Consider the following 25,425-nt stretch of genomic DNA (forward strand, 5'->3'; position numbering starts at 1 on the left):
GGTCATGGCTTTGCGGGTTTAGTGTCGCTGTAGCCGCCGCCCAGCGCTTTGATGATATTAATCTCGGCTTTGTGTCGCTCGCCCACCAGAGCCGCCAAGCGAAACTGTTGTTGATAGACCTCCAATTTAGCCAAACTCGGCGCGGCGCGATCAGACAAGCCATGAATGCGTAAACTGTCGGCCAGCTTGTCAGCGGCTAATGCGTCGGCCAAGCTTTGCCTCTGTGCCGCCAGGCGCTCATCCAGCTCGCGCCAACGGCTCAGCGCATCGGCCACTTCCTGCACCGCATGCACCAAGCTGCGGTTATAGCGCTCGACAGCGGCTTCGTAAGCAGACTCTTGATACGCCAAATTGGCGCGCAGGCGGCCGCCTTCGAAGATCGGAAACTCGATGGACGGCCCGACCGCGTAAGCCAGACTGGAACCTTGCAACAACACGTCGCTCAAGCTGACGCTGTGCAAGCCGGTGAAGGCCACCAGATTGACGTCCGGATAAAACGCCGTCTCGGCCACCTTGATTTCCTCGGCCGCCGCCTCGGCATGCAGCCGCGCCGCGCTAATATCGGGACGATGCGCCAGTAAATGCAGCGGCAAATCCACCGGCAGGGTTAACGCTTGCTCAAACTGATCGGATTCGATAACGATGCCAGCCCCCCAATCAGGCCCCTTCCCAGCCAGCGCCGCTAACAAATTTTTACTTAACGCCACGTCGGCGCGCGCCGCAGCCAAACCTTGTTCGGCGTTAGCAAGGGCTATTCTGGCCTGCAATAGCGGTGCGTCGGGGGCCAAACCGGTCGCCAAACGTGTCTGTTCAAATTGCAACAAGGCCCGCCGCTCGGCGACGATGTTCTCGGCGATGCCTTGCTTTTCGCTGACAGCCAGCAGCTCGAAATATGCCTTGGCCACGGCAGACGCCAGTAACAGCCGCGCATCGGCCAACTCCGCCGCGGCCGCCAGCGAGCGGCCAACCGCGCCTTGCAGGGCCGCCGCGTCGCGTCCCCAAAAGTCCAGGTGATAACGCAAGATCAAGGGGTTAATCAGCATCTGCCGAAAGTTCTCGCCGGCCAGTTTGGCTTGCACGCTGTTCGCCGAGAAGCGCTGCGCCGAGAAGCTAACATTGGCATCTACCGTCGGATAAAGCTCGGCCGCCTGCGCATCGACCATCGCCTGTGACTGCCGCAACCGGGCCGCTGTGGCCTTCAAATCCGGATTATCGGCCAGCACCGCGCTTATCAAGCGCTGCAATTCCGGGCTGGCGAAACCAGTCCACCAATCCGGCGCCGGCCAGGCATCGCTGCTTGCGAAACTGCCGCGCGCATCAGCAACGGTGTTGGTCATGTCAGGCATGGGTAACAGACTGGCGCGCGTAGTTTCTTCTCCACCGAACCGGGCGCAACTTGACGAAATACCCAACATTAACGCCAGTGCAATGAATCGGCGTACAGACATTAGGCCTCCTCCGCGAGTAATTCCTGAGTTTCCCGGCGCAGTTCCTGCTCGACACTGACTTTCACCGGGGTGCGAGTCGGGTGCGCAAACCAGACCAACGCCGCCATGCCGACAAACACGCAACCGGCCATCCAGAACGCATCGTTCATGGCGTGTAACACCGCATCACGTCCGGCCAGCTTGGCATATTTGGTCAACGCCGCCGGCTCTGCAAATCCCAAGGCATTTAGCGTTGCCAAGGCAGGATGATCTGACAATTCAAACGCGCCGTGATTTTCGGCAAAGCGGGTCAGATGCTGCGGCGCCCGCCGGTACAGCACGATGCCTTGCACGGCAATGCCGATTGCCCCGGCCGCTATCCGCAACAGATTAGCCAATTCCAGCGCCCGCCATTGCCGTTCGGCTGGCAAGCCGTGCAGCAGCAAAGCGGTCATCGGCACGAAAAAGCTGCCCAGGCAGGCGCCCTCCAGCAACTTCGGCCAGAACAATTGGGCAAACGAGTCCGGATCGTCGAAGCGACTCAGCCAAAAATAGGTGGCGGCGAATCCGAGCAAATTCGCACTCGCCAACAGCCGGGCATCACAGCGTTTGACGATCTCGTGCAAGACGCTGGCCATCGGCTTGGCGCAGATAGCCATCGGCAGAAATACCAAACCGGCTTCCCACGACGAATAGCCGAACGCCAGTTGTAACTGTACGATGAGCAAGGACAGCAAGCCTTGAAAATACAGAAAGCCGGTGAATAAAATGAATACGCCAATGCTGAAATTGCGGTGGGCAAACAGGCGAATATCCAAAAATGGCCGGCGCACGTGCAATTCCCACACCACCCAATACATCAGCAAAGCGCCTATCAACGCGATTAAGCCTTTGATGTAAGCCGAATTGGTCCAGTCCCAATCGTTGCCCTGGTTCAACAAAGTCTGCAAAGCAAACACCAGCATTACCGATAAGATAAAACCCACGCTATCGAAGCGCTGCCAGGATCGCCGGTGACCGCGCCGATACAACAGCGCGCCGACGATACCGGCAATCGCCAATGCCGCCGGGATGTTGAGCCAAAACAGCCAGCGCCAACCCAAGTTATCGGCTATCCAACCACCCAAAGGCGGGCCAAAAGTGAACGGCGTCAACGTGAATAGGCTCCAGATACCGATACCTAGCGATTTGCGTCTATCGGGATATTCCTTCAACAACAAGGCCTGACCCAAGGGCAGCGTCAAGCCGCCGGCAAATCCCAGCACAATGCGGCCAGCCAGATAGCCGTAAAAGGCAGTGCAATAGGCGCAGAGGAAAGAGGCCAAGGCAAACGCCAGGAAAGCCGCAACGAAGGGCCGGTATTCACCGAAGCGCCGCGCCAACCAGCCGCCCACCGGAAACGCCATCGCCAGCGCTATCATGTAATCAGTCTGGGTCCAGGTCGCAAAACTGGGCGGCACACCCAAGCCGCCGGCCACTCTGGGCAGCATGGCGATGTACGCGCCGGCATTGAAGATCACCAGCGCATGCCCAAAACCCAGGCACAGATTAAACAGCTTAAAACGCCAGCCGCGCAGACGCTTTTGATAGACGAGGCTCATCCGCTTATCGGCCCGGTCAACACGCTAAGATTCGTCGGCTTGAGGGGGTAGGCGCAGACCAATGTCACCCAAACTTTGCCGCAACAGTGGCACCGCCATATCGCTGATCAATCGTTTAAACGCGCCACCGCCATTATCCAGAGAGGCGAACGCCTGATCGTCAACCCTGAAACTTTCCGATAGTGTCCGAGCGATGACGTGGCGCGAGACGGGATCAATGAGCTTGATCATTAGCTGCAAAGACGTTTGCCCTTCAAAAATCCGATACCTGCCGATCCCAACCTCTATCACCGCGTCGTAGCGGCCCATCGCCGCATAATCGACCGGCGTGGTGTTCTGGCCGTACCAGGCTTGAATGGCCTGATGCCAATGTTGCAAACTGGCATCACCCGCCGCCGGTAATTGATAATACTCGCGGCTCAATTCCCCTTTGCGATTTTCCGCAGCTAGTAGACCAGGCAGCTTCTGCGCCGCCGCCTTGGCGGGCGTCCAACCCAAATCGGTATTTACAGGACTACCGGCAGCGCTTGGCGCTGCCTTGGTCATCGCTTCCACATCAGCCGTTCGGCTGTCACTAACCATGCCCGCAATTTCGATACCGCCAGGGATTTGATAAAGCTCAGTAGGCAGCGCATAACCCAAGGCCATGTTTTCGAAATGTCGATAAGCCGGATCGCGCCGCTCGATCAAATCCGGTATCACTTCCAGCGGCGGCGCTTGCACCGGCACAATCAAAAAACTGTGCAATCGGTCGATCTGCGACGCGGAGGGCTTAATGCTCTGCGCCGTGCATGCCGCCAGCAAACACGGCAAAGCCAATCCCAGCAGCATGTTTTTGTGGTTACCCCAAAGCCTGGTAAATAAACATATTGAAGTTTTCATGATTTCCTCCGCACCCAACAATGCCATCGAATCGATACATTACTCAGGAGGTACTATAAAAACCACGTTGATATAAGACAAGCGATATTTATTGGACTTTAATATCGATAAATGCAATATTAAACTGATGGACATCGACCAAATCAGAACCTTTTTAAGCGTCGCGGCCAACGGCAGTTTCCTGGAAGCGGCCAATCGTTTGTATGTAACGCAATCGACCGTTAGCACCCGTATCCAGCGCCTGGAAGCTTATTTGGGCGTGACGCTGTTTGTCCGCAATCGCTCCGGCGCCAGCCTGACTTTGCCGGGCCGGCGTTTTTTACCGCACGCCAAATCCTTGCTATTAACCCTGGAACAAGCCCGGCACGATATTGGTTTGCCCAGCCGGTTTCGCGGCAGCATCAGCATTGGCGCGCGGATTGCCTTGTGCGAAACCTTGTTGCCGGAATGGATCAGTGAGATACGGCAGGCTATGCCCGATATTTCCATCCGTAGCGACATCGGCTTTGAGGAAGACTTGATGCGCAGCTTGGTGGCGGGCGCACTGGATATAGGCTTGATGTACACCCCCCAACACAGCCCCAGCCTGCAAATAGAACCTTTGTTCGATGAAACCCTGGTGCTGCTGACCACCGACCCCAGCCAGCCCTGGCCGAACGACGATTACATTTATGTCGATTGGGCGCCCGGATTTTATGCTCAGCACAGTAATAGCTACCCCAACCTGGAACGGCCGGCGCAGGTGGTCAATATCGGCTGGATGGCGGTACAACTGATTCTGGCGCAAGGCCGCGGCTCCAGCTTCCTGCCGGTACGCCTGGCCGAACCATTGCTACAAGCCGGCAAACTATTTCCGGTCGCCGACAGCCCGCAATTCAAATTACCGGCCTACATGGTGTCGCAGCGCGATAACGATTCGGCGGTTTTACAGCAGGTGCTGGCGCAGATCCGCATCTTGGCGGCGCTGGAGCGGCAAAAGGTTTATGTGCTGCCCGATCAATCCAAGGTGGCCGACGCGACATGAAATGCATCGGCATGGATGTCCTGCAAGGCCGCGCCATGCAAAAACGCTTGGCGTTTGGTCTGATGCACCATGTCCGGATGGCCGCATAAATACAGCCGCCAACCTTTCAGACTAGGCAAACTCGCCATCGCCACGTCGTTGGCCCGGCCCCTGGCCACGCCATCAGGCGCATCGCCGCGCGAGATACAGGCGGTGTAATGGAAATTTGAGTATTGGTCGGCAAGCGCCTGCATTTCCTCGATCCAATACAAACCATCCATCTCGCGGCTGCCATGGAATAGATGAATATCGCCACTGTGGCCGTGGTGCAAAGCCTCACTGACTATGCCCGCCAACGGCGCCAAACCACTGCCGGTGCCAATCAGCAACAGATTTTTTTCCGGGGTAGTCGGCAGGTAATAACACAGCCCCTGCGGATCGGATACCTCGAGTTTGTCGCCTACCTGAAGTTCCCGGTGCGCCCATTCGCTGAAGCGGCCGCCGGCCAAGCGGCGGATATGAAAACTTAATTTGTTGGCATGCAAGCGATTGTTGGCAATCGAATAACTACGGGTCAATCCGTCGGCGCGTTTCAGATTCACGAACTGGCCGGCGTAATAATCCATGGTTTCCCGGCACCGCAAAGTGAGTTGCAGCGTCTCCGCATTCAACAAACTTTTTTCAATTACCGTCGCTTCGGTGAAAAAATCGGCGGGCGGATTAATGCTGATAGACATATCCTGCTGCGGATAACACAGGCAGGCCAGGAAATGATTTTGATGCCGCAACACTTCTTTTAAACCGTCTTGCGCCGCCGGCGGCGGCGGGCCCTGCAAGCTGCGCACCATACAGCTTTGACAAGCGCCCTGCCGACAACCGTAGGGGATGTCGATGTTTTCGCGCAGACAGGCGTCCAGCACGGTTTCGCCAGACTCGCAAACAATTTCGCGGTCGTTCACGCTGAGTTTATGCAAGCTCATCCCCTACTCCGGCGCCTAGCGGTCCAACACGTCGTTACGGGTGCTTTCAGCAATCGCCGCGACTTGATTGATCAGCTCTTGCGGCACGTTCAGCTCTTGCAAGGTAGCCGCCAGATTCTCGACCACCGCATCAAAATGTGAATCATCCAAACCCAGTTTTTTAACCAGATGCGCATGCGCTTGACGCATATCGGCGCCGGAATAGTTGTTCGGACCGCCGAAGGCCATGGTCAAAAAGGATTTTTGTTTGGCTGCCTGTTTGTCCATATCGGTGTTATCGAAAAAGCGGTTGATGCGGTGATCGCTCAAGACTTTGCGATAAAAAATATCGACAGCCGCGTTAACGGCCGCTTCGCCACCCAATTGTTCGTAAAGAGTTGCCTTGGTTTCGCTCATGTTGGTCTGCCTTTCGTTGCAAATAAAAAAATGCGGCTGTTTAAAGCCAGGCACAGAGTAAGCGAATAAAATTACTTTTGCAATATTTTTATTATAAAAGTAATTTATATGTCAAAAATAGACTTACAGCGCTTTGCGTGATAGCTGATCCGGCGTAGAATGCCGCATCACTTATTTCCGACCACCCCACACGCCATGGTCAAACTTACCGGCTCGCGCCAAGAGCAAATCTTAAAATTGCTGCTATCCACCACGTCCGGCATGAGCATCGACGAGCTGGCCGCACAGCTGGAGATTTCCAGAAACGCCGTCAAGCAACACCTCACCGGCCTGGAAAAAGATCAGCTGGTTCAGGAAGCGGCACTGAACAGCACCGGCGGCCGGCCTTCGCGCAATTACACGCTGACCGAACAAGGCCGCAACCGCCTGCCCAAGCAATATCCCTGGTTTTGTAATTTGTTGCTGGGCGAGCTAAAAACCGAACTGGGCGAAACGGCCTTAAGGCAAATGCTGTGGCGCATGGGCGTTAACCTGGCACAGTCGCTGGCCCCGCAGTTTAGCGGTAAGGACCCGGCACAAAAGCAAAGCGCGCTGCTGGAATTGATGCAATCGCTGGGTTATCACGCCGAAATGGACGCCGAACAAACACAGCCGACCATTAAAGCCGTTAACTGTGTTTATCACGATTTAGCTCAGCAACACCCGGAATTGTGCGAATTTGACCGCGCGCTGATTACCACCTTATTGGATAGGCCCGTCGAACAAACCGCGTGCATGGCCTTACAGGATTGCGCCTGCAAATTCAAAATCTGCAATACCAGCGCTTAGGCCAACTTTCCAACTATTCCAAACAGTTGCCAAAATTTCCAGCTTTGGGCTTAAGCGCCTTAGCACAATACGCGGGTTTTTCTACGCGGCGGCTCTCGGTGTTACAATGGCCCTTTCCAGAATGACTATTTTGAATTGCGATCATGAGCCAACCTTACCGTAGGACACTCAGCCTGTTTAGCGGGCTGCTGTTATTGTTAACCGCCTTCTCGCTGCAAGCCGCCAGCCCGATTTTCACCCCCGCCGCTCCCAGCGTCGCGGCCTCCAGTTACTTTTTGATGGACTTCGACAGCGGCCGGGTATTGGCCGAAAAAGACGCCGACAAGCGCGTATCTCCCGCCAGCTTGACCAAAATCATGACCGCCTACGTGGTGTTCCGCGAGCTGAAAGCTGGGCATTTGACGCTGGACGAGAAAGTCACGATCAGCCAGAACGCCTGGGAAACCGGCGGCTCAAAAATGTTCGTTGAGGTAAACAAACAAGTGGCAGTCGAAGACTTGTTGCAAGGCATGATCATTCAATCGGGCAACGATGCCAGCGTCGCCTTGGCTGAACACGTCGCCGGTAGCGAACAAACCTTCGCGACGATGATGAACGAACAAGCCAGCCGCTTGGGCATGGCCAACAGCAATTTCGAAAACGCCACCGGCCTGCCCAGCCCCAACCATTACAGCTCGGCACATGACCTGGCGACCTTAGCCCGCGCGGTGATCAAAGAGTTCCCGGAATACTATCGCTGGGACAAGCAAAAAGAATTTACCTACAACGGCATCACCCAACAAAACCGCAACCTGTTGCTGTGGCGCGATCCTTCCGTTGACGGTTTGAAAACCGGTTTTACCGACGATGCCGGCTATTGCATGGTGGCTTCCGCCAAACGCGAAGATATGCGTTTGATTTCGGTGGTCATGGGTACAGCCAGCGCCGGCGCGCGTTCCAACGAGAGCCAATCGCTGCTGAATTACGGTTTCCGCTTCTTCGAAACCCATCGTCTGTACGAAGGCAATAAACCCTTGGGCGACGCGCGGGTTAGAAAAGGCGTAACCTCCAAAGTCGCGGTTGGTTTGCCGGAAGACCTGTACGTCACCGCCCCACGTAAACACTTTAACGAGTTAAAAGCCGAAACGCAGATCGACAAAGGCGTATTCGCGCCGCTGAACAAGGGCGACACGGTCGGCAACCTGAACATTTCGTTGGCCGGCGAATCCATCCTCAGCAAACCGCTGGTGGCTTTGGATGCTGTCGCCGAGGGCGGCATTTTCCGCCGTCTCTACGACGCAGCCATTGGCTTACTGGAAAAAGAATGACCGAGCAAGTCTATCTGAACGGCGCTTATCTGCCATTAGCCGACGCCAAAGTGTCGGTGCTGGATCGCGGTTTTTTATTCGGCGATGGCGTCTACGAAGTGATTCCGGCTTATAACGGCCGGCTGTTCAGACTGGAAGACCATATCGCCCGGCTCAACAACAGCCTGAACGGCATCCGTTTACCGTTGCCTCACAGCGTCGCGGACTGGGAAGCGATTTTCCGGCCGCTGCTGGCAGATGACCGCGATCAATACATTTACCTGCAAGTCACCCGCGGCTATGCGCCGAAACGCGATCACGGTTTCCCCGAACAAATCGTACCGACCATATTTGCAATGTCTGCGGACATCAAGCCGTTCGCCGGCCGAGTCGACGGCATCAAGGCGATTACGCTGGACGACATCCGTTGGCAGCTCTGCAACATCAAAGCCATTACATTGCTGGGCAACATTCTGCTTAGGCAGGAGGCGCTGGATCAAGGCTGCGCGGAAGCGATACTGGTACGCAATGGTTACGTCGTGGAAGGCGCGGCCAGCAATCTGTTTGCGGTGCTGGACGGCGAATTGATCACGCCGCCGAAAAGCCATGAAATCCTGCCCGGCATTACCCGCGACGTGATTCTTGAATTGGCGGCCGCGCACAACATCCCTTATCAAGAAGACATCATTGCACTGGAAGCGCTAAACAACGCCAGCGAAATCTGGGTCGCCAGTTCCACCCGCGAGATCGTGCCGGTGATCGAACTGGACGGCCAGCAAGTCGGTGACGGCAAGCCCGGCCCCATCTGGAAACACATGGACGACTTATTGCAAGCCTACAAAAAATCACTGTCATGAGCGAAACCGAAAGCTTACTGGAATTTCCCTGCCAATTCCCTATCAAGGTGATGGGCAAGCATCGCGACGATTTTGACGCCATCGTCGTGGAAATCGTCCGCCGCCATGTCCCGGACATCCTGGAAGGCGCGGTCACCACCCGGCCCAGCAAAGGCGGCAATTATCTGGCGGTAACGGTCATGATCGAAGCCCATAGCCGCGAACAGCTGGACGCCATCTACCTGGGCTTGACGGCCTGCCCAGATGTATTGATGGCGCTGTAAGCCGGACTGATGCCCAGTAAGGCGACCACCGTCCTCCGCGATCTGGGGACGCAAGACTATCTCGGCGTCTGGCAGGCCATGCAGCAATTCACTACCGAACGCGATGACAACACTGCTAATCAAATCTGGATCGTCGAGCATCCGCCGGTTTATACGCTGGGTTTAAACGGCAAGCGCGAACATTTTCTTAAAGCCAACAACATCGAAATTGTCGAAAGCGACCGCGGCGGCCAAGTGACCTATCACGGCCCCGGCCAATTAGTGATTTATCTGTTGGCCGATTTACGCCGCCTGAACAAAGGCCCGCGGCAGATGGTGACCATCCTGGAAAACGCGGTGATAAACACCTTGCGGCAATACGGCATCGCCGCCCAAGCCGAGCCCAAGGCACCGGGCGTCTACGTCAATCAGCAAAAAATTGCTTCGCTGGGTCTGCGTATCAAGCGCGGTTGCTGTTACCATGGCCTGAGCATCAATAACGATATGGATTTGGCGCCGTTTGCAGACATCAATCCCTGCGGCTATGCCGGCTTGCAAGTCACGCAACTGGCCGATTTGGGGGTTAAGATCACTAATCAGGAACTCGCGGTGCCGGTTGTGCATCAGTTACTGCAAGCAATAGAAATCTGAAATAAGCAAACTCGACGAGCTTCGCTAAAAAGCAAAGCTTGCAGAGACTCAAAAATCAACCCAAGTGCCCGGTGGCAATATGACCCTCAACGCCCCTTCCCGCTCCACGCCAGAAACGCATCAACGTAATGCCGACAAGCTGTCGCGGATTCCAGTAAAAGTGGAAAAGCCCGAACAAATCTTGCGTAAGCCTGACTGGATCCGCATCAAATTGCCCAGCGGCGACCAAGTCAATCGCATCAAGCAATCATTACGCGAACACCGCCTGCACACCGTCTGCGAAGAAGCCGCCTGCCCCAACTTGAGCGAATGCTTCAGCCACGGCACCGCCACATTCATGATCATGGGAGACTTATGCACCCGCCGCTGCCCGTTCTGCGACGTCGCCCACGGCAAACCGCAGCCTTTGGATGCCGAAGAACCGGCCAATCTGGCCGCGACCATCGCCGCAATGGCCTTGAAATACGTGGTGATCACATCCGTGAACCGCGACGACTTACGAGACGGCGGCGCCAGCCATTTTGCCGCTTGTATCGCGGCAGTGCGCAGCGAGTCGCCGAATACCACCATCGAAGTGCTGGTGCCAGATTTTCGCGGCCGTATGGACACCGCACTGGATATTCTGCAACAGCAGCCTTGCGATGTGTTCAATCACAATCTGGAAACCGTGCCGCGCCTGTATCTGCAAGCCCGCCCCGGCGCCGATTATCACGTCTCGCTAAAACTGCTGCAACAACACGGCCAGCTTCTGCCTGAAGTACCGACCAAATCCGGCTTGATGCTAGGCATAGGCGAGACAGAAGCGGAAGTGATAGACGTGATGAAAGACTTGCTGGCCCACGGCGTCAGCATGCTAACTTTGGGCCAGTATTTGCAACCCAGCAAGGACCATTTGGCGGTACAGGAATACATTCATCCCGACCAATTTCAGCGCTATGCCGAGGTCGCTCGGGAATTGGGCTTTCACCAGGTCGCCAGCGCGCCCTTGGTACGGTCTTCCTATCACGCCGATTTGCAGGCAGCGGGTGTTGGCAAATAGCAACACATCCCAAGCTATACAAACATCCCGATAGCGTTTGAGCTTTGTCGCATCATAGCCGTCAATCGCGCATGGATAAAGAATACGCAAGCAAGCAAATCCGGCCCGTAACTGATTCGCGGAGTGGTATCAATTGCCAACCCGCAAGGGGCGACGTCGAACATTATATTTACTTCGGTACTCAGTGAAATCGGCTGAGCCGGTTCTTGATTTCCTCTAGCGCGTAAGCCGGCTGATTTAAGGTCATCGGTTTGTGGCTGAATAGCCGGCATCGAGCACATGGATATTAAGAGCCTAACTGCTTTTGCGTGAATAGAATACTATTTATAGGACTCTTCCCAGCCGATTACTAAAGACCGGATTAATAACAGTTGCTGCCGGACGCTGGTTTGTGCTGAACTACCGACGCGATTCGTGTGGATAAATTGCTTGGGGGGGTGGATGATCGACAAACCGGTGCGCGCGCAACTTCCCGCTAAATTGGTCGCGCCGACCTTACCCGCTGTGGTTTGCCGCCGACGCCTGTTCGAACAAATAGACCGCAGCTATTCCGACTACGGTTCGGCAGTCTGGCTGTTCGGGCCGGCCGGTTACGGTAAAACCACGTTAGCGGCTGATTATGCCGCCGCAAACACTCAACCCGTACTTTGGTACCGTTTCGACAGCGATGACCTGGACCCGGCCGTTTTTTTGGGGCATTTCCGCACTGCGGCAACCCGTTTGGGCCTGGTCTCCGCGACACCGGCGTTCGGCCCGGAATATTTGCCCGGCCTTGAAGCCTATGTCGGCGAGTTATTGCGCACGCTGTTGCCGCCCGAAGCCGCGCCAATGCTGCTGGTATTCGACGATTGCCACCAGGTGGTCGCTTCGCCGTTACTGGTGCGGATATTGGCCGCATTGGGCCGCATCGTCGGCGTGCAGCACCGAATACTGTGTCTGAGCCGCCACGAACCACCACCCGGACTGGCTATTGCATTGCAGCCGCTCGGCATGCTCACGCCGGCGCAATTGGCGTTTGACCGCGACGAAGCCGGCCGACTGGCCGATCTGGCCGGATTCGACGGCGGCAGCGACAGGCTCGACAAGTTGTTCGGCCAAAGCCGCGGCTGGCCAGCCGCTTTAGCCGTGGAATTACGGCAACGGCCACCCGAACATCCGACTCCGGCCAACGAGCAAGCAGATTTAGCGCAACGGGTGCAGGACGGTTTGGATGCCACCGTCTTGCAACAGTTGCTGGCCGTTGCCTGCGCAGAAACCGCAACCGAGCCGCTGGCGCACGATTTAGCAGACGACCCGGCCGTGTTGGCGACGTTGGCCCGACTGGCGGCCAACCATTATTTGGTCAACCGCATCGACACTGCCATCCCCAGTTACCAACTTCACCCTTTGCTGCGGGAATTTCTGCTGGCCCGCCACCGGGCCAACCTCGGACAGGACGGTTACGCGGCATTTTTAAAACGCAGTGCCGGAGTGCTGGAACGCCACGGCGAGATTGGCCAGGCCTTCGAACTGTACCGCCAAGCCGACGCCGGACTGGACCTGCAACGCCTGATTCTGGTCCATGCCAAAACCGAGTTGGGCGCCGGCAGAAGCCTGCAACTGCAGTCTTGGTTGCAGAGTTTACCGGACGACTTACCGGCTAACCCGTGGCTGGAGTTCTGGCGGGCCGCGGCCCAGTTGGCGTTAAATCCGCCGTTGGCCCAAACCTTGTTCGAACGGGCTCACGCCAGTTTCGGCGACGACCCCTTGGGCAAAGCGCTGAGCGCCGCCGGGGTACTGAGCGCGATGTTTTTCGTGATGGACGACTTTCGCGACGCGGCACGCTGGCTGAACGAACTGGCTGTGCTGGATTCAGTAATCGAAGCAGCCGACGATCCGGAGTTGGACGCCTGGATCCTGGGCTGCGGCAATATTCTGGTCCACTTCCCCGATTACCTAGAATTGGCCCGACGCTGGGCGCAGCGAGCATTAGCGCGCCTGCCGCACTGTCCACCGGGGCGCCAGGTGTTTTTGACCTCCTTCCTGTTGCAATACCACGTCTGGCGCGGCGATACGGAAGGTTCGCGCGCCTTTTTTGCCTTACTGGATCAGCAGATAGCCAACGACGAACCGCTGTACCGGATCAATCTATTGAATTGGCAAGCAGTGAACGCTTACCTATGCGCCGAGCACGGCGCCGCTTACGCAGCCACCGAGGCTGCTGCGCAATTGGCTACCGCTTACGGCTTGGCTTTTTATTTGCCGAACATTTACGGACAAGAAGCCTACACCGCGCTGTCGGCCCGTGATTGGGAGCGCTTTCGCTCGGCGTTGGCGCGCATGGAAGCGTGTTTGCCGGCGAATCGGCGGGTAGACCAATCGTTCATCTTGCATTTGCGCTCCGGCCTGTCGCTGGCGGAACAGCGTTTTAGTCAAGCGCGCCAGGAAGCGGAACTGGCGTTGTCGATTTGCCGCGAAATCAACTTACCGTCGGTGGCGGCCCTGGTTCAGCATGGGCTGGCGCAAGTGTTAGCGGCGTCCGGTGACCGGGCCGAAGCCGCCCGGCATTTACTGCAATTGCAAAGCTATGCCGTTCGCGCGGACAAGCCCTTCATTCTATTCATGGCCTTGCTGACCGAAGCCCAAGTCCTATTGGCCGGCGGCGACGAAGCCGGCGGCCTGGCCTCGCTGGCCCGGGCGTTGGCATTGGGCAAGCGCCAGCGCTATCTGAACGTGCACCCGTTCTGGCAGCCAGCGGTGATCGGCAGATTATGTACCGTGGCGCTGGAGCGCGGTATCGAAGCCGACTATGTGCGTTGGTGGATAGTGCAACGCCAACTGCAACCGGACGGTAACGCCTGCGAAGAATGGCCGTGGCCGGTGAAAATCCGAACGCTGGGCCAGTTCAGGATCGACAGCCTCGAACCGGCGGCCCGTCGCAGGCAAAAAGACAACAAGCCATTGCAGTTGCTGCAGTGGTTGCTGGCGACGAATCCGGACGGCGTGCCTCAACAAACCCTGGCCGATGCGCTGTGGCCGGACTCGGACGCCGATGCCGCCCAGCATGCGCTGGAAGTAGCCTTGCAGCGCCTGCGCAAACTGCTGGGACGGAATGAGGCGGTGTTGTTGCAGGGCGGCACCCTGTCTTTGAATCGGGAATTGTGCTGGCTGGACATTTGGGTTGTCGACGAAGTCGCCAGACGATTTGCCGCCGACCCGAATCAAGCCGCAACCTTGGCGGAGCGCCTGTTAAAAGTCTGGCGCGGCCCGTTTCTGCCCGGCCTGGAAGCGCCATTAGCGGCATCGAAACGGGAAAATCTCGCTGCCAAATTCATCCAAACTTTGGAAAAGCTTGGTTCCGAGCTGGAAGCCGCAGGCCGGAGAGCCGTGGCCATCGCCTGCTATACGCAAGCCGTCTCAATTGAACCGTTGGCGGAAAATCTGCAATACCGGCTGATCGATTGCCTGCTCGCCGAAGATAGGCGCGCCGAGGCCTTGCTAGCTTACCGCCGCTGTCGGCGCCACTATGCCGGCCACTATGGCATCGAACCCTCTCCCCGCTTAAAGTCCCTGGCCGCACGGATCACGGCACCAAACGTCGGTAAAGGCTAAACACTGTTCATAGCCTTAATGGACGGCATCGAGCTAATACTAAATAACTTCCGGTCACGCATTCGCCGATCATCCGCAAACAAATTCGGTCGATGTTGTGAGTTTTTTGTGAGGCCTGTTGCTTTAGGGTATCGACACGACCGTCGATAGGAGACCTAAACATGAACTTTCCCGCTAAGCCGATCACCTTGTTTTTATGCGTCAATCCGTTTTCGACGTTTGCCGCAGTAGTTTCGCCACCGCCTGTGCTGTCGTTGATCGCTTCCGACGTTTATGTCCAGTACGGCGGCCCCGGGGTCGCGAATACCTTGCAGCATCATCCCAGCGTATTGTCGATTGCAGTCGGCGGCTCTATGGCTTCCGCCGATTTCGGCAGCGGCGTCTTTAAGGCCAGTTCTGCAGCTGCGGATACAGGCTCACAAACCACTTATGCCTACACCGGCATGACTGCAACATTCAAAAATACCGGCGCCGTCAATATCAGTTTTGCTACCGGAGCGATTGATGCCGACATCGACGCGGTGTTCAGCCGCACAATCGGCAGCGAAGCGAGCGGCCAAGCCGCCACGGTACTGAGTTCCGCGTTGGCAGGAACTTACCCGGGCAATAATGTTCCCGGCGTTAGCGTGCTGTATCAATATGGTGCTTCCAATAGCCCGTCATCGCCGTTTTTCGACTTTCATTTCAACCCCAATGCCGGTTTCACCGGCAGCGGTACGGCAGATGCGGACAAGTTGTCGGCCAATCTGGCCTTCCCGGCTTTCACGCTGAAACCGAACGACATTCTAACCGTGAATTATTCGCTGAATACCTGGGTCGTGGCCGGCGTCGGCTTGGGCACTCCCGGCAGTGGCTGGAGCGCTACCAGCGATGCAACGCACACCGCGTCGATCAGCCTGCAATTGCCGGCGGGAACTTTACTGAACTCGCCGATTGCGCTCGATTGGGTGAAAACAGCGCCTGTCCCGCTCCCGCCAGCCATCGGCTTGATGCTTACCGGATTGGCGGGCATATTCGGCTTCACCCGCCAACGTTCGCACCAAGCCATGATTTTCCCGCTGGTCGAATCCATTAACCCAGGAATCCAATCATGAATCTAAACAAAGGTTATGCGCTATTCGGCATCGCGTTATTCGGCCTTACCACCGCTGTTCGCGCGGACCAGGCCATTTTGCAATATGGCGGCAACGATTACGGCAATCAGCGTCTTTTCGATCCCAATCCAGCTGCTTTCGACGACGCCAACATTTATGATGGCGTCATGTCGCCACGGCGGAATTCAGGGTTTCCGGTTATTCCGATTCGGTAACCAACTCGAACAACCGTTTCAGCCAAGGCTCCTTGCAATATCACTATCTAAGTTACTTAAGACCATTCAGATTAAACACCAGTCAGAGATACTTTAAAGCACGTCATAACATTTGGAGGATTATTATGTTGAAATTAGCACGATATATTGGCATATGCGCGCTTGCGACCAGCCAACTTTCAACAGCGGCGACAGTGTTCGTTCAATACCCTGACCCCAGCGGTTCTGGGATCACGTCTGATCCTGCATTTGCCACGCAGACCGGCGCCGGCTTCTTTGCAGAGGCGGATCTGCTGAGTGCCGTATTCAAGGCAAGATCGGAATCCCCGGACGCTTCCTTTGCTTATGCTGGACTACAAGGTTTGACCTTTACCAATCCGCTGGGCAACGCGCCAATACTGCTGCCGGCCGGAGCGCTTGGTGTCAACATTACCGGCCAGTATACACTTGGCCCGCTGGTACCAAACTCTGGCGCCAGCGCGGGCATAACCGGTGTCCTTAGCATCAATGACGGCAGCTTGCCAAGAGTAGCCAGAGGCGATCATTTCGTCAATGTTGGTCAGGCTAGTAATGGTTTCTCCTACCCTCCCACCAATACAACAACCCCAATTACGCAAAACGGGGGGACCGTCTTGTTTAATACGGCAACCTTGACCAACCTTGACATGACATTATTAATGCCAGCCATGACAATAGACCCTGGCGAAACCCTGGAAATCACGTTTTTGCTGCAAACGATACAAGGGGCCAATGGTGCCGGCGTCAAATCACTAGCCGATGCGTCGAACAGCGCAAAGTTGTTTTTCAATTTACCGGTTGGCGTCAGTTTGGTCGACAATGCTGGTGGTACTTTGACCTGGGTTAAGCCTGTGCCGTTACCGGGAGCTTTTTCGCTGTTCGGCATTGCACTGGCATCTGCGGCAGTACGTCTGCGGCGTGCCGCCCCCCATTCGCACTAGCAGATTTTTCGCTCGTTCCCACGCTAGCGCGTGGGACGGCACTTGTGTATAACGCTAAGCACCCGAGCTTGGAACTACCCATTAAAAACGTATAAACACGGGATGTAAGCCTCTTCATCCCTGACCTTCTTCTCCCTTTTTATCATGCGGCTTCGGAGGCCGCGAGCGTTGACAATTCGCCATCCTACCTCCCCCAAAACACTGTAGAGGCGTAAAACCTTGCGTCTTCACGCATAAGCAGTAACACTACTTGTTTTTTAAAGCCATCCAAGCATATGAACCGATTCAGAACCTTTACTTTGGCAACTACTATCGCGTTGGGAACTACACTGATAAGCGGCTGCTCGTTTTCCACCAGCTCCGAGAGCTCGTCCGACAGCATCGGCAGCTTATCTGACAGCTCCGGCGGCATCTTCAAAAGCGCCTCCAGTCCGTTTACTTCCAGCTCTGATTCGTCGCGTAACAAGCGCGATAAATACGAAACTGATGTGGCCGACTATACCGCTACCTTCGTGGTGTCCAGCAGCGGCACGCTGGATAGTTTTCGCGGACATCTCAGCGAATTGGCCGAAAGTCATGAGATCACCAATTGGGAAACCGACCGCAACACTTACGTCGGCATCGGCCGTGGACTTGCTAAAGCCAAGCTCGGTAAACCGCAAATCTCGGCATTTACTGAAAGTTTGAGCGATAACGAGCCCTGGAAGAAACAGGCCATTGAAGAAGGTTTGAAAAAATAATCCCGCAGGCAGTCGCCCACTTGGTCATGCCAGTTGCTGGCTTGAAATTCGCAAAGTGGGCGCTGACGCTGGGCTGTTTACTTTGGGTAGCCGTTGCCGAAGCAGACCAAAGTCATCATTTCGAATTCCTGTACATAGAAGCCAACGAAGGCAGCGCCAGCGGCGGCCATGCCGCCATTAAATTCGACCGGCAAGTCTTTCATTTTCAGCACATCGAACCTGGCCTGCTGCGCCTGTATCGCAACGATGCGGCCGCCTTTGAGTTTGCCTACGGCTTTCAGGAGAACCGTAACATATACGGTCACCGCATCGAAGTGTCTGAGGATTTTTTTCAAGCACTACGGGATACCTTTAGTCGCCGCCTGTTCATTCAACACCAGCAATTGTCGCTGTTACAAGCCCTGCACGACGACCAGACGCTGGTTTCAGGCTTGCAAAATCCTGGCTCTGCGCCGCCTTTAGCCATAAAGGGATTGGGTTATTTTTTGAGGCAATACCGAGCGACGGAAGCGTTCCCTGTCGAGGCAGACAAACCCAGCAACAACAGCCAAGCACTACAACAATTGCACGAAGCCATCGTTAACGAGTATGGCGAAGATTTTTTGCCGGCCAAGCGCCAGCAAGCTTGGCAAACCTTGCAAACTCTGAAACCTGAGTTAGCAGTTAACCCCGCTGAACCCACGGATACACGGTTTACCGCCACGAACAGCTCATTTGCCGAACGCTACCGCAATCAGTTGCTGAATCTGGCCGCGCTGGATGTGCTGCACGCCAGGCTATCCCCGCTTAGCGAAAGTTTGTTACAAATTCCCGAGGCGACATACAAACTCAACACGGCCCAACGTACCAAGCTGCAAGATTTTCGGCAGCGTTTGTTTGCCGATTTAATGACCCTGATGCGCAGCCAGCGCAGCGACTGGGGTTATCCGCTGTTGGTGGGAATGGCCCGTTTGCATGTGCTGGACCATGCCGTCGCCTCGGGCTATCTGAGCGTGCTGGACCGCAGTCGCCCCGACAGTGCGGATCCACAAGCCACTATTATCGACAATGACAACTTGCCGGCAGCGCTGCAATACAGTCAAGAGCTATTTGCCGCGGCGTCCAAACAACTCGACAGCCCCATAGCGCTGGATGAGCTTGCTTACTCGGAACTGGAGCTAAGCGCGACGGCGCTAATGCAGTTGCATAAGCCGCGCCATGATAAGCAGTCTTTGCAGCTGTTGCCGTTGACAGCCACTCCATCGCGACCGGCAGCGGCAGAATTGATTGGGTTACCGCTGCCTACCAGCGAACTGGCAGATTTCCAAAACAGCGTCACACAGCAACTCGAAACATATCAAAGCCAATTGCAATCCTTATATGGCTATAACTTGCTTAGCCGCAATTGCGCCACCGAAATCTTTCGGCTCCTTAACCAGACGGTTGCGGAAATCTCGTCTACAGCCGAGGAAAGCACAAGCCAGGCTTCCCAGCGACTGCTGGGCGGTTACGTTGACGAAGACGGCTTGAACATGATTCCGTTTATCGCGTATGAACAGATAGGAAGCACATATCGACTAAGCACCAGCTTCCAGCGCCAGCCCTACAGAGAACGACAGCGTCAACGGCATTACCGGCAGATGCCGCAATGGCTGGTGGATTTACAGGAATCCAATACCCTGAGTTCGAGGATTTATCAATGGAACGAGGATGACGCGGCGTTTTTATTCTTTACTCAAGATCAGCTATGGCCTCGGCCATTGCAGGGCGGCCTCAATCTGGCGGTAGCCGGCGGCCAGGGCCTTTATGGTTTGTTCAGTTGGCCTTGGGATGACGGCGACAATCTACGCAAAGGCTTGAAAGGTTTTGTGGTCAGCCTGCCTGAACTGTTGTTTTTTAACATCCGTAAAGGCTCGTTTCCAGGATTGCTGCCGGAAGCAGGTCTATATTGGCCTGAGGCTTTTTAACTAGGCTAGCTTGCGGGTATAGCGACGGTGAGAGGGGGAGAGGAATAATTCGTTGGCGCTTTACCGGACTGCCCTCAGACCCTAGGCAATTTGCGGTGAAATACTCGGGCATCAGGCTCGAACATCAATAAATCTGCCTTTACCACCTTCGTTATTTTGATCGGAGGCGTCTTTAGCAACCGGTTGGACTTGCTGAAACGCTTGTATGGGGCTGTTTGGCTGCGCCTTTTTGACTGTCGGAACATTGGCCCCGGCAGCACTATAAATTTGCGACGCGCCTGAATTAATTGACATGTATGACATTGGCTACCTCTTGTTCACGGATTTAATGGCTATAACTCTACTTGAGAGCAGCCAATTTTATTCCAAGCCCTTTGTATGAGTTGCCTGTTGCCTCGCAGTTTTCGAGATAATTGCTATACCAGCTTCGAAGCATATACCTGAATTGCGCTAATTTGCCCGATATGCCGCATCAAACCGTTCTCGCGAGGCTTCAGACAGGAAAAACACCGGTAGGCGTTCGCTTGTCAATCCACCCTATTTGTTAGTATCAATGCAGCGGGTAAGCGCTGTTGCTTGGCTCAACGCTTGATGACCGGACTCACCGGCGCCGCGTTCTGCGGTACAAAAGGCGGGGGAGTCGGCGTCGTGGTTGGGGCTGGCGTGGCAAAATCGAAGGTAGCGATACAGTTGACGCCGCCGATCAGTTCGTCGCTGGGATTAGGCAAGGTCATGCGCACCGTAAAGCTGCCACTGGCCGGATCGATCAATTGGTCCACTTTGGTGACAGTAGCTCTCACGACTTTTTTGGCCGGCAGTTCAGGGCGTACTTCCACTTCCATACCAGGCTGAATCAGACCAAAATATTCAGTCGGCGCGATCAGCTCAACGCGCAACGGATTGACTTGCGCCAGCTTCATAATCGCGCGATCACTAACGGACTCGCCGGGCATCGCATAGCGGTCTATCACAATACCGTCTATCGGACTTTTGATGGTTTTAACCTCCAGTTGCGCCTTGGCCATTTCCAATGCCAACATCGCCGACTTTTTGCGTTCCTCTGCCTTTCTCAACTCGATTCCAGCCAACACCACTTCGGTCTCGACTTTGTCTTTCTCTATTTGTGAAATAACACTGGTCGTGGCTAAGCTGCGATAGCGGGTGCGGTTGCGCGTGGCGTATTCCAGTTTCACTTTCTGATTGCATACCTCGCTATTGGTCTCGGCATCGGCCTTGGCCTGGTTAAACTTGGCCAATTCCACCGACGCTTCCAATTGGGCAAGCGGTTGGCCTTTGGCAACGTGATCACCCTTATCGACCAATAGCGCTGCGACAGTCCCCGCCACCGGGCTACTCAACTCGACGTACATTTCCGGCTTGACCATGCAATCCAGATTGGCGGCAAACACGGTGCCACTGAACAGGCCAGGACCGATTAATGCGCAAAAAAAATGGTGGCGTATGGGCATGTAAAAATCACTAATCGATTAGTTTGATTTGAAACGGTCTGATTTTTAACAAAATAGTAAATTTAAGGCCACAGCGTTTATTCAAACTTGCCGGAAAACGCCAAAATACGCGACAAATGCTTATCCTGTTTGCTGAGTTGCCTTCTGACGTTGCGCTGTTGCCGCTCGTTATAAATTTGCGGCAGACGTAATATCAGGTTTCCCAAAAAACCCGGCAAAGCTTGCTGATCTTTAGCCAGGCCGGCCATAGTCTTGAGAATAGCAGACGAATAAAACTCCCGTAGCGCCGTATCCTCCAGCGACAGTATCGCTTCGCAGCTACCCGGATCGCCTTGCCGGGCAGAGCGCCCGTATAGTTGCCGGTCAATACGGCGGGATTCGTTGCAGTTCAAAGCAATCACGTGCAAACCGCCCAACTCCGCCACGCCCAATCCCAGGGCTATATCGGTGCCACGGCCGGCCATATTGGTCGCTACCGTAATAGCGTGCAACTGCCCGGCTTGCGCGATGATCTCAGCCTCGTGTTGATCTTGTTCCGCATTCAACACCCGGTGAACCAAACCCGCCGCTTCCAGCCAGACACTGACCTCCAACGATTCGGCTACCGAACCGGTGCCTACCAAAATTGGCCGGCCTTGCGCATGTATTTCCGCGACCCGTTGTAAAAATGCCCGTTGCTTGGCGGCTTGCGTGGCATAAACCCGCTCGCTGAGCATTTTTCGTTTCGAAACTCTATGGGTAGGCACTTTTACACTATGCAAACCATAAACACGCTGCATTTCCATCGCCACTTCCCGTACCGTGCCCGAAGTACCGGCCAGTTTGAGATAGCGGCTGAAAAAGCGCTGGTAACTGATCCGGGCCAGCGGCTCGCGTTGTTCGGAAATCAAGCAACCTTCCTTAGCTTCTATCATTTGTTGCAAGCCCTGCTCCCAAGACCGATCCTCCATCACCCGGCCGGTAAACTCGTCGATGATTTGCACCTTGTTATCTTTCAGGATGTATTGCTTGTTGCGCTTGAAGCAATACTCGGCGATTAGCGCCTGTTTGACCATGGCTTCCCGCCAGCGCTTGTTTTTCCAACTCGGTCCCAAGCCGATAATCATATCCGCAATGGTATTTTCGCCTTGCGGGGTCAGTTCCACGTCGCGAGTTTTGGGATCCATGACAAAGTCGTCGTTGATGAACAATGACGAGGCCAGATACAAGGCGTCACCGTAGGTTTCCGGAGACGCCTCGCTCGGCCGGGCCTGGGTGATGATCAGCGGCGTTTTGGCTTCGTCGATCAATACACTATCGGCTTCATCGATGATGGCAAAGCATAAGCCACGCATGATCAGAGGGTTGCTTTGCGGCTGTTTGATTTGCTGTTGAATCTGCTTGAATTGAAATTTTAACAAGCCCACATCCTCGCCCATCTCGATGCGGTCACGCAGATAATCAAAGGCAATTTGTTTATTCGTCGTATGGACGATGGGTTGTTGATACAGTTTTCGGCGCAGTTCAAGGTCCATACCGTCAACCACCGCGCCGGACTTCAAGCCCAGACGCAGATAAAGCGGTTTCAGTATCTCCGCATCGCGAGCCGCCAAGTAATCGTTGGCAGTAATCACATGCACCGGGATGCCTGCCAAGGCGGCGGTGCAGGCCGGTAAGGTCGCTGTCAGCGTTTTGCCTTCGCCGGTTTCCATTTCCGCCAGCATGCCGTTAATCATTAACCAGCCGCCAAACAATTGCACGTCAAAATGCCGTTTATGCAGCGTCCGACCGGCGGTTTCGCGAATCAGCGCGAAGGCTCTGATCATCAGCTCTTCGGTCAGACCATACCGATATAGATTTTCCCGCAGTTCCAGAATGGCAATGGTCAACTGTTGCTCGTTGTAGTGGCTTAACGGGGCGGCAACTTTTTCAACTCGACTGACGATATAAGCCTGGCTGAAACGCTGGCGGTTCAGGCGTTTGTGGAGTTTGTCGAAAAATGCCGCGGCGCCTTGCTCGAAATCGCTTAGTCGACTTTCCGGCTTTTGCGGGTAGCTGCCGAAATGTACCCCTGGACGCAACACCAACTCAGACATTGAACTGCCTCAAAAATACCTGACGTACCCGGCGGTACAGCTGAGTCATAATCGATTCGCCGCCATGGTTGATCCTCACATAAGCGCGCATACCTATCGGCAGATTTTTCGGCGGCGAGAAGTCCAGATCAACCAAAAAGATTTTTTGCAGGGTTTGCATGTCTTGTTCGTTTTCCGTATTCACCCGGATTTTGCCACCGCCGGTGGTCGCCAGGGCCGGGCTGGGCAGCGTATTGGTCGCTTCCGGCGCCAGGCGGATGATGTTGGCCGGGTATTCGCGATACGGGTCGCTAACCAGACGTACGCTGATTTCCGGACTGCCTTGCCGCAGCAGGCCAATATTGTCTTGCGTTACCACCATGCGGATGGTCGGTGGCTGTTCATCCAGAATGTAACCAATCAACTCACCCTGGCGCAAATAGCTACCGGTTAGATCGTCGGCATCCGGCAACAGGATATAACCGGATTTGGCGGCGCTTATGATCATCGCGCTGGATTTATGATTCAAATGATCCAGTTCGGATTCCGCAACGCGCAGCGATTCTTTCAAAATTTCCGCCTTCACTAAATCAGACTCTTTCTCCGCCCGATATTGGCTTTGCAACTCGGCCACTTTGGCGCGGGCGATTTTGGCTTTGGCTTCCAATGCGTCGTCATGCATGGTCAGCAACACATCACCCTGATTCACGAATTGGTTCGATTTCACCAGCAATTCGCCGATGAAACCCTCTTGCTCCACCTTGATCAACGCCTCATCGGGCAGCCACACCACGCCTTCTGCCAGCGTGTAATTGGGAATCGGCAAAGCACCAAAAACCAGAACCACAAACAAGGTTACGCCTGCCGTGGTCAGCAGCGCCTTATCTCTTTTCCGACTCAGACTGGGGCTGGTAAACACAAAACGTATGGCTTTATACAGCGGAAACACGACCTGTAATGACACCATCAACAACGCAACGACGATGCCCAGTGAGAAAAATTTTTCGGTCAGATAAATACAGACAAACCACAACATCATCAGGCGGTAAGTCAGCGACGCCAAACTATAAATGACAAACCAAGCCGTTTCGCCCGGCGCAGAGGCCGGGGACACCGCCTGTTTCAAATCAAACAAATATCGCTGGGCCAAATAAGCCCAGATTTGGCTTGAACGCTGATACAAATTGGGAATGCTCAAGGCATCGGCCAGAATGTAATAGCCGTCGTACTTCAATAGCGGGTTGCCGTTAAAAAACAGCGACGAGACACCGCCGGTCAGCAGGATGTCGAAACCAATATCCTGAACAATCCCGGTTTCTGTGCTCAAAAACAGGAACAAGCCCAGGGCGGCCAGAAATCCCTCCACCAAAATGCCGGCGGCGCTGATCAACATCCGGTCGTACTTGTTACGCAGATGGTTGGCGGCGGAGACATTGACGTAAGGCACCGGCATGAACAATAAAAAATTGACGCCCATTTCATGCACTTCGCCGCCTTTCAACTTCATGGCAAAGCCATGCCCCAATTCATGCAGAATTTTGATCAAGGGGTACAACAAGAACACGATCAAAAAATTGTAGGGAGCCAAAGCGTTCAATTCGAAATGATGGCTGATTTCCGGCCAATTAGCCCCTGCTTGCAGCAAAGCAATTGCAATGACTAGCAGCCAGACCACGCCGAACTTGACGCTGAACAGACCCGCCACTTTAGGCGCATGTTTGCTGAGAAACTCATCCGGATCCCACAACGGCAATTTCAGCGAGAGCGGGTTCAACAATCGCTGATTGCTTTTCGCGCTGCTTAGCCGCGCCTGACGCTCGAACAATTCTTCGGTGTTGACCAAGGCTTCGGTTTGAATCAAATCGGCCTGATGTAATTGCCCCAGTAGTTGAATAAGGTCTTGTTGGCTGGGGGCATAGTCGCCCAACTGCCGATTCAGGATGTCGGCAATCTCTTGTACACTCAACTTGCCGTCCAACAGCCCGATGAACTGATAGGCCAGACTGTTAAAGCGCTGATGGCGGGCGGTATTGGGGTCTTCGAGGATGTACCAGATCAGGCCGCGGTACTCGTGGCGATGAATCTCGATATGGCTATGCAACTTGGGTTTGAGCTTGGCGACTCGGTACCAGTGCGGACTGAACAGTTCGTTAGCCATGAGCAAA

21 protein-coding genes are annotated in these 25,425 nt (G+C 55.0%); 13 read left to right on the forward strand and 8 right to left on the reverse strand.

Annotated elements, in window-relative coordinates; genetic code table 11:
• Positions 1-2 precede the first annotated feature (2 nt).
• From JL719_RS18445 to JL719_RS18455, 3 genes are read right to left on the reverse strand one after another with little or no spacing between them, the layout of a single operon-like run.
• Positions 3-1,448: an efflux transporter outer membrane subunit gene (locus tag JL719_RS18445; RefSeq protein WP_033155705.1), complete on the reverse strand. Its 1,446-nt coding sequence runs from the start codon at positions 1,446-1,448 to the stop codon at positions 3-5.
• Positions 1,448-3,028 carry a DHA2 family efflux MFS transporter permease subunit gene (locus JL719_RS18450; protein ID WP_033155706.1) on the reverse strand — a complete coding sequence of 527 codons (1,581 nt, stop codon included), beginning with the start codon at positions 3,026-3,028 and terminating at the stop codon, positions 1,448-1,450. Before JL719_RS18450 ends, JL719_RS18445 begins: the two co-directional genes overlap by 1 nt.
• A gap of 24 nt (positions 3,029-3,052) precedes the next feature.
• Positions 3,053-3,910, reverse strand: a complete 858-nt coding sequence (locus JL719_RS18455; RefSeq protein ID WP_033155707.1) for a hypothetical protein — start codon at positions 3,908-3,910, stop codon at positions 3,053-3,055.
• 127 nt (positions 3,911-4,037) lie between these two features.
• Between JL719_RS18455 and JL719_RS18460 the strand changes: the two genes are divergently transcribed.
• Positions 4,038-4,934: a LysR family transcriptional regulator gene (locus tag JL719_RS18460; RefSeq protein ID WP_051669746.1), complete on the forward strand. Its 897-nt coding sequence runs from the start codon at positions 4,038-4,040 to the stop codon at positions 4,932-4,934.
• On the opposite strand, the gene JL719_RS18465 is transcribed toward JL719_RS18460, so the two are convergent.
• Together JL719_RS18465 and JL719_RS18470 are read right to left on the reverse strand one after the other, a co-directional pair.
• Entirely contained in the window at positions 4,907-5,893 is a 987-nt protein-coding gene (locus tag JL719_RS18465; RefSeq protein WP_033155708.1) for a 2Fe-2S iron-sulfur cluster-binding protein, read from the reverse strand. The two genes, JL719_RS18460 and JL719_RS18465, sit on opposite strands and share 28 nt — an antisense overlap.
• 15 nt (positions 5,894-5,908) lie before the next feature.
• Positions 5,909-6,289, reverse strand: a complete 381-nt coding sequence (locus JL719_RS18470; protein WP_033155819.1) for a group I truncated hemoglobin — start codon at positions 6,287-6,289, stop codon at positions 5,909-5,911.
• A gap of 159 nt (positions 6,290-6,448) precedes the next feature.
• On the opposite strand from JL719_RS18470, the gene JL719_RS18475 reads away from it, so the two are divergent.
• The 12 genes from JL719_RS18475 (at position 6,449) to JL719_RS18530 (ending at position 19,737) form a co-directional block, all read left to right on the forward strand.
• Entirely contained in the window at positions 6,449-7,117 is a 669-nt protein-coding gene (locus JL719_RS18475) for a helix-turn-helix transcriptional regulator (RefSeq protein ID WP_308441609.1), read from the forward strand.
• Between the two features lie 143 nt (positions 7,118-7,260).
• Positions 7,261-8,424 (forward strand): D-alanyl-D-alanine carboxypeptidase family protein, encoded by a 1,164-nt coding sequence (locus tag JL719_RS18480; RefSeq protein WP_033155709.1) that lies wholly within the window; start codon positions 7,261-7,263, stop codon positions 8,422-8,424.
• Positions 8,421-9,260, forward strand: a complete 840-nt coding sequence (locus tag JL719_RS18485) for a D-amino acid aminotransferase (RefSeq protein ID WP_033155710.1) — start codon at positions 8,421-8,423, stop codon at positions 9,258-9,260. Before JL719_RS18480 ends, JL719_RS18485 begins: the two co-directional genes overlap by 4 nt.
• On the forward strand, positions 9,257-9,523 hold the full coding sequence (locus JL719_RS18490) for a YbeD family protein (RefSeq protein WP_020485010.1): 267 nt from the start codon (positions 9,257-9,259) through the stop codon (positions 9,521-9,523). Before JL719_RS18485 ends, JL719_RS18490 begins: the two co-directional genes overlap by 4 nt.
• A 9-nt stretch (positions 9,524-9,532) precedes the next feature.
• Entirely contained in the window at positions 9,533-10,153 is a 621-nt protein-coding gene (gene lipB / locus JL719_RS18495) for a lipoyl(octanoyl) transferase LipB (RefSeq protein ID WP_033155711.1), read from the forward strand.
• 79 nt (positions 10,154-10,232) lie between these two features.
• Complete coding sequence (lipA, locus tag JL719_RS18500) at positions 10,233-11,192, forward strand: lipoyl synthase (protein WP_033155712.1); 960 nt, start codon at positions 10,233-10,235, stop codon at positions 11,190-11,192.
• Between the two features lie 441 nt (positions 11,193-11,633).
• Positions 11,634-14,783 carry an AfsR/SARP family transcriptional regulator gene (locus tag JL719_RS18505; protein ID WP_033155714.1) on the forward strand — a complete coding sequence of 1,050 codons (3,150 nt, stop codon included), beginning with the start codon at positions 11,634-11,636 and terminating at the stop codon, positions 14,781-14,783.
• Positions 14,784-14,944: 161 nt separating this feature from the next.
• Positions 14,945-15,877 (forward strand): hypothetical protein, encoded by a 933-nt coding sequence (locus tag JL719_RS18510; protein ID WP_033155715.1) that lies wholly within the window; start codon positions 14,945-14,947, stop codon positions 15,875-15,877.
• Positions 15,874-16,092 carry a hypothetical protein gene (locus JL719_RS18515; protein ID WP_033155716.1) on the forward strand — a complete coding sequence of 73 codons (219 nt, stop codon included), beginning with the start codon at positions 15,874-15,876 and terminating at the stop codon, positions 16,090-16,092. The genes JL719_RS18510 and JL719_RS18515 overlap by 4 nt, the downstream gene beginning before the upstream one ends.
• A gap of 125 nt (positions 16,093-16,217) precedes the next feature.
• Positions 16,218-17,051, forward strand: a complete 834-nt coding sequence (locus tag JL719_RS18520) for a hypothetical protein (protein ID WP_033155717.1) — start codon at positions 16,218-16,220, stop codon at positions 17,049-17,051.
• A 275-nt stretch (positions 17,052-17,326) separates the two neighbouring features.
• Positions 17,327-17,791, forward strand: a complete 465-nt coding sequence (locus JL719_RS18525) for a putative lipoprotein (protein ID WP_051669707.1) — start codon at positions 17,327-17,329, stop codon at positions 17,789-17,791.
• 26 nt (positions 17,792-17,817) lie between these two features.
• Positions 17,818-19,737, forward strand: a complete 1,920-nt coding sequence (locus tag JL719_RS18530; protein WP_033155718.1) for a hypothetical protein — start codon at positions 17,818-17,820, stop codon at positions 19,735-19,737.
• Positions 19,738-20,318: 581 nt separating this feature from the next.
• On the opposite strand, the gene JL719_RS18535 is transcribed toward JL719_RS18530, so the two are convergent.
• The 3 genes from JL719_RS18535 to JL719_RS18545 all read right to left on the reverse strand — a co-directional run bounded on the left by JL719_RS18535 (position 20,319) and on the right by JL719_RS18545 (position 25,418).
• Entirely contained in the window at positions 20,319-21,206 is an 888-nt protein-coding gene (locus tag JL719_RS18535; protein WP_051669709.1) for an efflux RND transporter periplasmic adaptor subunit, read from the reverse strand.
• Between the two features lie 77 nt (positions 21,207-21,283).
• On the reverse strand, positions 21,284-23,281 hold the full coding sequence (locus tag JL719_RS18540; protein ID WP_051669711.1) for a preprotein translocase subunit SecA: 1,998 nt from the start codon (positions 23,279-23,281) through the stop codon (positions 21,284-21,286).
• The gene (locus JL719_RS18545) at positions 23,274-25,418 is read right to left on the reverse strand and encodes a biotin/lipoyl-binding protein (protein WP_033155720.1); all 2,145 of its coding nucleotides are present in this window, start codon (positions 25,416-25,418) and stop codon (positions 23,274-23,276) included. Before JL719_RS18545 ends, JL719_RS18540 begins: the two co-directional genes overlap by 8 nt.
• Between the last annotated feature and the right edge of the window lie 7 nt (positions 25,419-25,425).

The sequence above is a fragment of the Methylomonas sp. LW13 genome, from assembly GCF_016865255.1.
Classification (GTDB): Bacteria; Pseudomonadota; Gammaproteobacteria; order Methylococcales; family Methylomonadaceae; genus Methylomonas.

What these genes read in the sequence shown, in the direction of transcription:
- JL719_RS18445 (WP_033155705.1), bottom strand. Translation starts at nt 1,448, where the DNA reads ATGTCTGTACGCCGATTCATTGCACTGGCGTTAATGTTGGGTATTTCG.
- JL719_RS18450 (WP_033155706.1), bottom strand. Translation starts at nt 3,028, where the DNA reads ATGAGCCTCGTCTATCAAAAGCGTCTGCGCGGCTGGCGTTTTAAGCTG.
- JL719_RS18455 (WP_033155707.1), bottom strand. Translation starts at nt 3,910, where the DNA reads ATGAAAACTTCAATATGTTTATTTACCAGGCTTTGGGGTAACCACAAA.
- JL719_RS18460 (WP_051669746.1), top strand. Translation starts at nt 4,038, where the DNA reads ATGGACATCGACCAAATCAGAACCTTTTTAAGCGTCGCGGCCAACGGC.
- JL719_RS18465 (WP_033155708.1), bottom strand. Translation starts at nt 5,893, where the DNA reads ATGAGCTTGCATAAACTCAGCGTGAACGACCGCGAAATTGTTTGCGAG.
- JL719_RS18470 (WP_033155819.1), bottom strand. Translation starts at nt 6,289, where the DNA reads ATGAGCGAAACCAAGGCAACTCTTTACGAACAATTGGGTGGCGAAGCG.
- JL719_RS18475 (WP_308441609.1), top strand. Translation starts at nt 6,449, where the DNA reads ATGCCGCATCACTTATTTCCGACCACCCCACACGCCATGGTCAAACTT.
- JL719_RS18480 (WP_033155709.1), top strand. Translation starts at nt 7,261, where the DNA reads ATGAGCCAACCTTACCGTAGGACACTCAGCCTGTTTAGCGGGCTGCTG.
- JL719_RS18485 (WP_033155710.1), top strand. Translation starts at nt 8,421, where the DNA reads ATGACCGAGCAAGTCTATCTGAACGGCGCTTATCTGCCATTAGCCGAC.
- JL719_RS18490 (WP_020485010.1), top strand. Translation starts at nt 9,257, where the DNA reads ATGAGCGAAACCGAAAGCTTACTGGAATTTCCCTGCCAATTCCCTATC.
- lipB (WP_033155711.1), top strand. Translation starts at nt 9,533, where the DNA reads ATGCCCAGTAAGGCGACCACCGTCCTCCGCGATCTGGGGACGCAAGAC.
- lipA (WP_033155712.1), top strand. Translation starts at nt 10,233, where the DNA reads ATGACCCTCAACGCCCCTTCCCGCTCCACGCCAGAAACGCATCAACGT.
- JL719_RS18505 (WP_033155714.1), top strand. Translation starts at nt 11,634, where the DNA reads ATGATCGACAAACCGGTGCGCGCGCAACTTCCCGCTAAATTGGTCGCG.
- JL719_RS18510 (WP_033155715.1), top strand. Translation starts at nt 14,945, where the DNA reads ATGAACTTTCCCGCTAAGCCGATCACCTTGTTTTTATGCGTCAATCCG.
- JL719_RS18515 (WP_033155716.1), top strand. Translation starts at nt 15,874, where the DNA reads ATGAATCTAAACAAAGGTTATGCGCTATTCGGCATCGCGTTATTCGGC.
- JL719_RS18520 (WP_033155717.1), top strand. Translation starts at nt 16,218, where the DNA reads ATGTTGAAATTAGCACGATATATTGGCATATGCGCGCTTGCGACCAGC.
- JL719_RS18525 (WP_051669707.1), top strand. Translation starts at nt 17,327, where the DNA reads ATGAACCGATTCAGAACCTTTACTTTGGCAACTACTATCGCGTTGGGA.
- JL719_RS18530 (WP_033155718.1), top strand. Translation starts at nt 17,818, where the DNA reads ATGCCAGTTGCTGGCTTGAAATTCGCAAAGTGGGCGCTGACGCTGGGC.
- JL719_RS18535 (WP_051669709.1), bottom strand. Translation starts at nt 21,206, where the DNA reads ATGCCCATACGCCACCATTTTTTTTGCGCATTAATCGGTCCTGGCCTG.
- JL719_RS18540 (WP_051669711.1), bottom strand. Translation starts at nt 23,281, where the DNA reads ATGTCTGAGTTGGTGTTGCGTCCAGGGGTACATTTCGGCAGCTACCCG.
- JL719_RS18545 (WP_033155720.1), bottom strand. Translation starts at nt 25,418, where the DNA reads ATGGCTAACGAACTGTTCAGTCCGCACTGGTACCGAGTCGCCAAGCTC.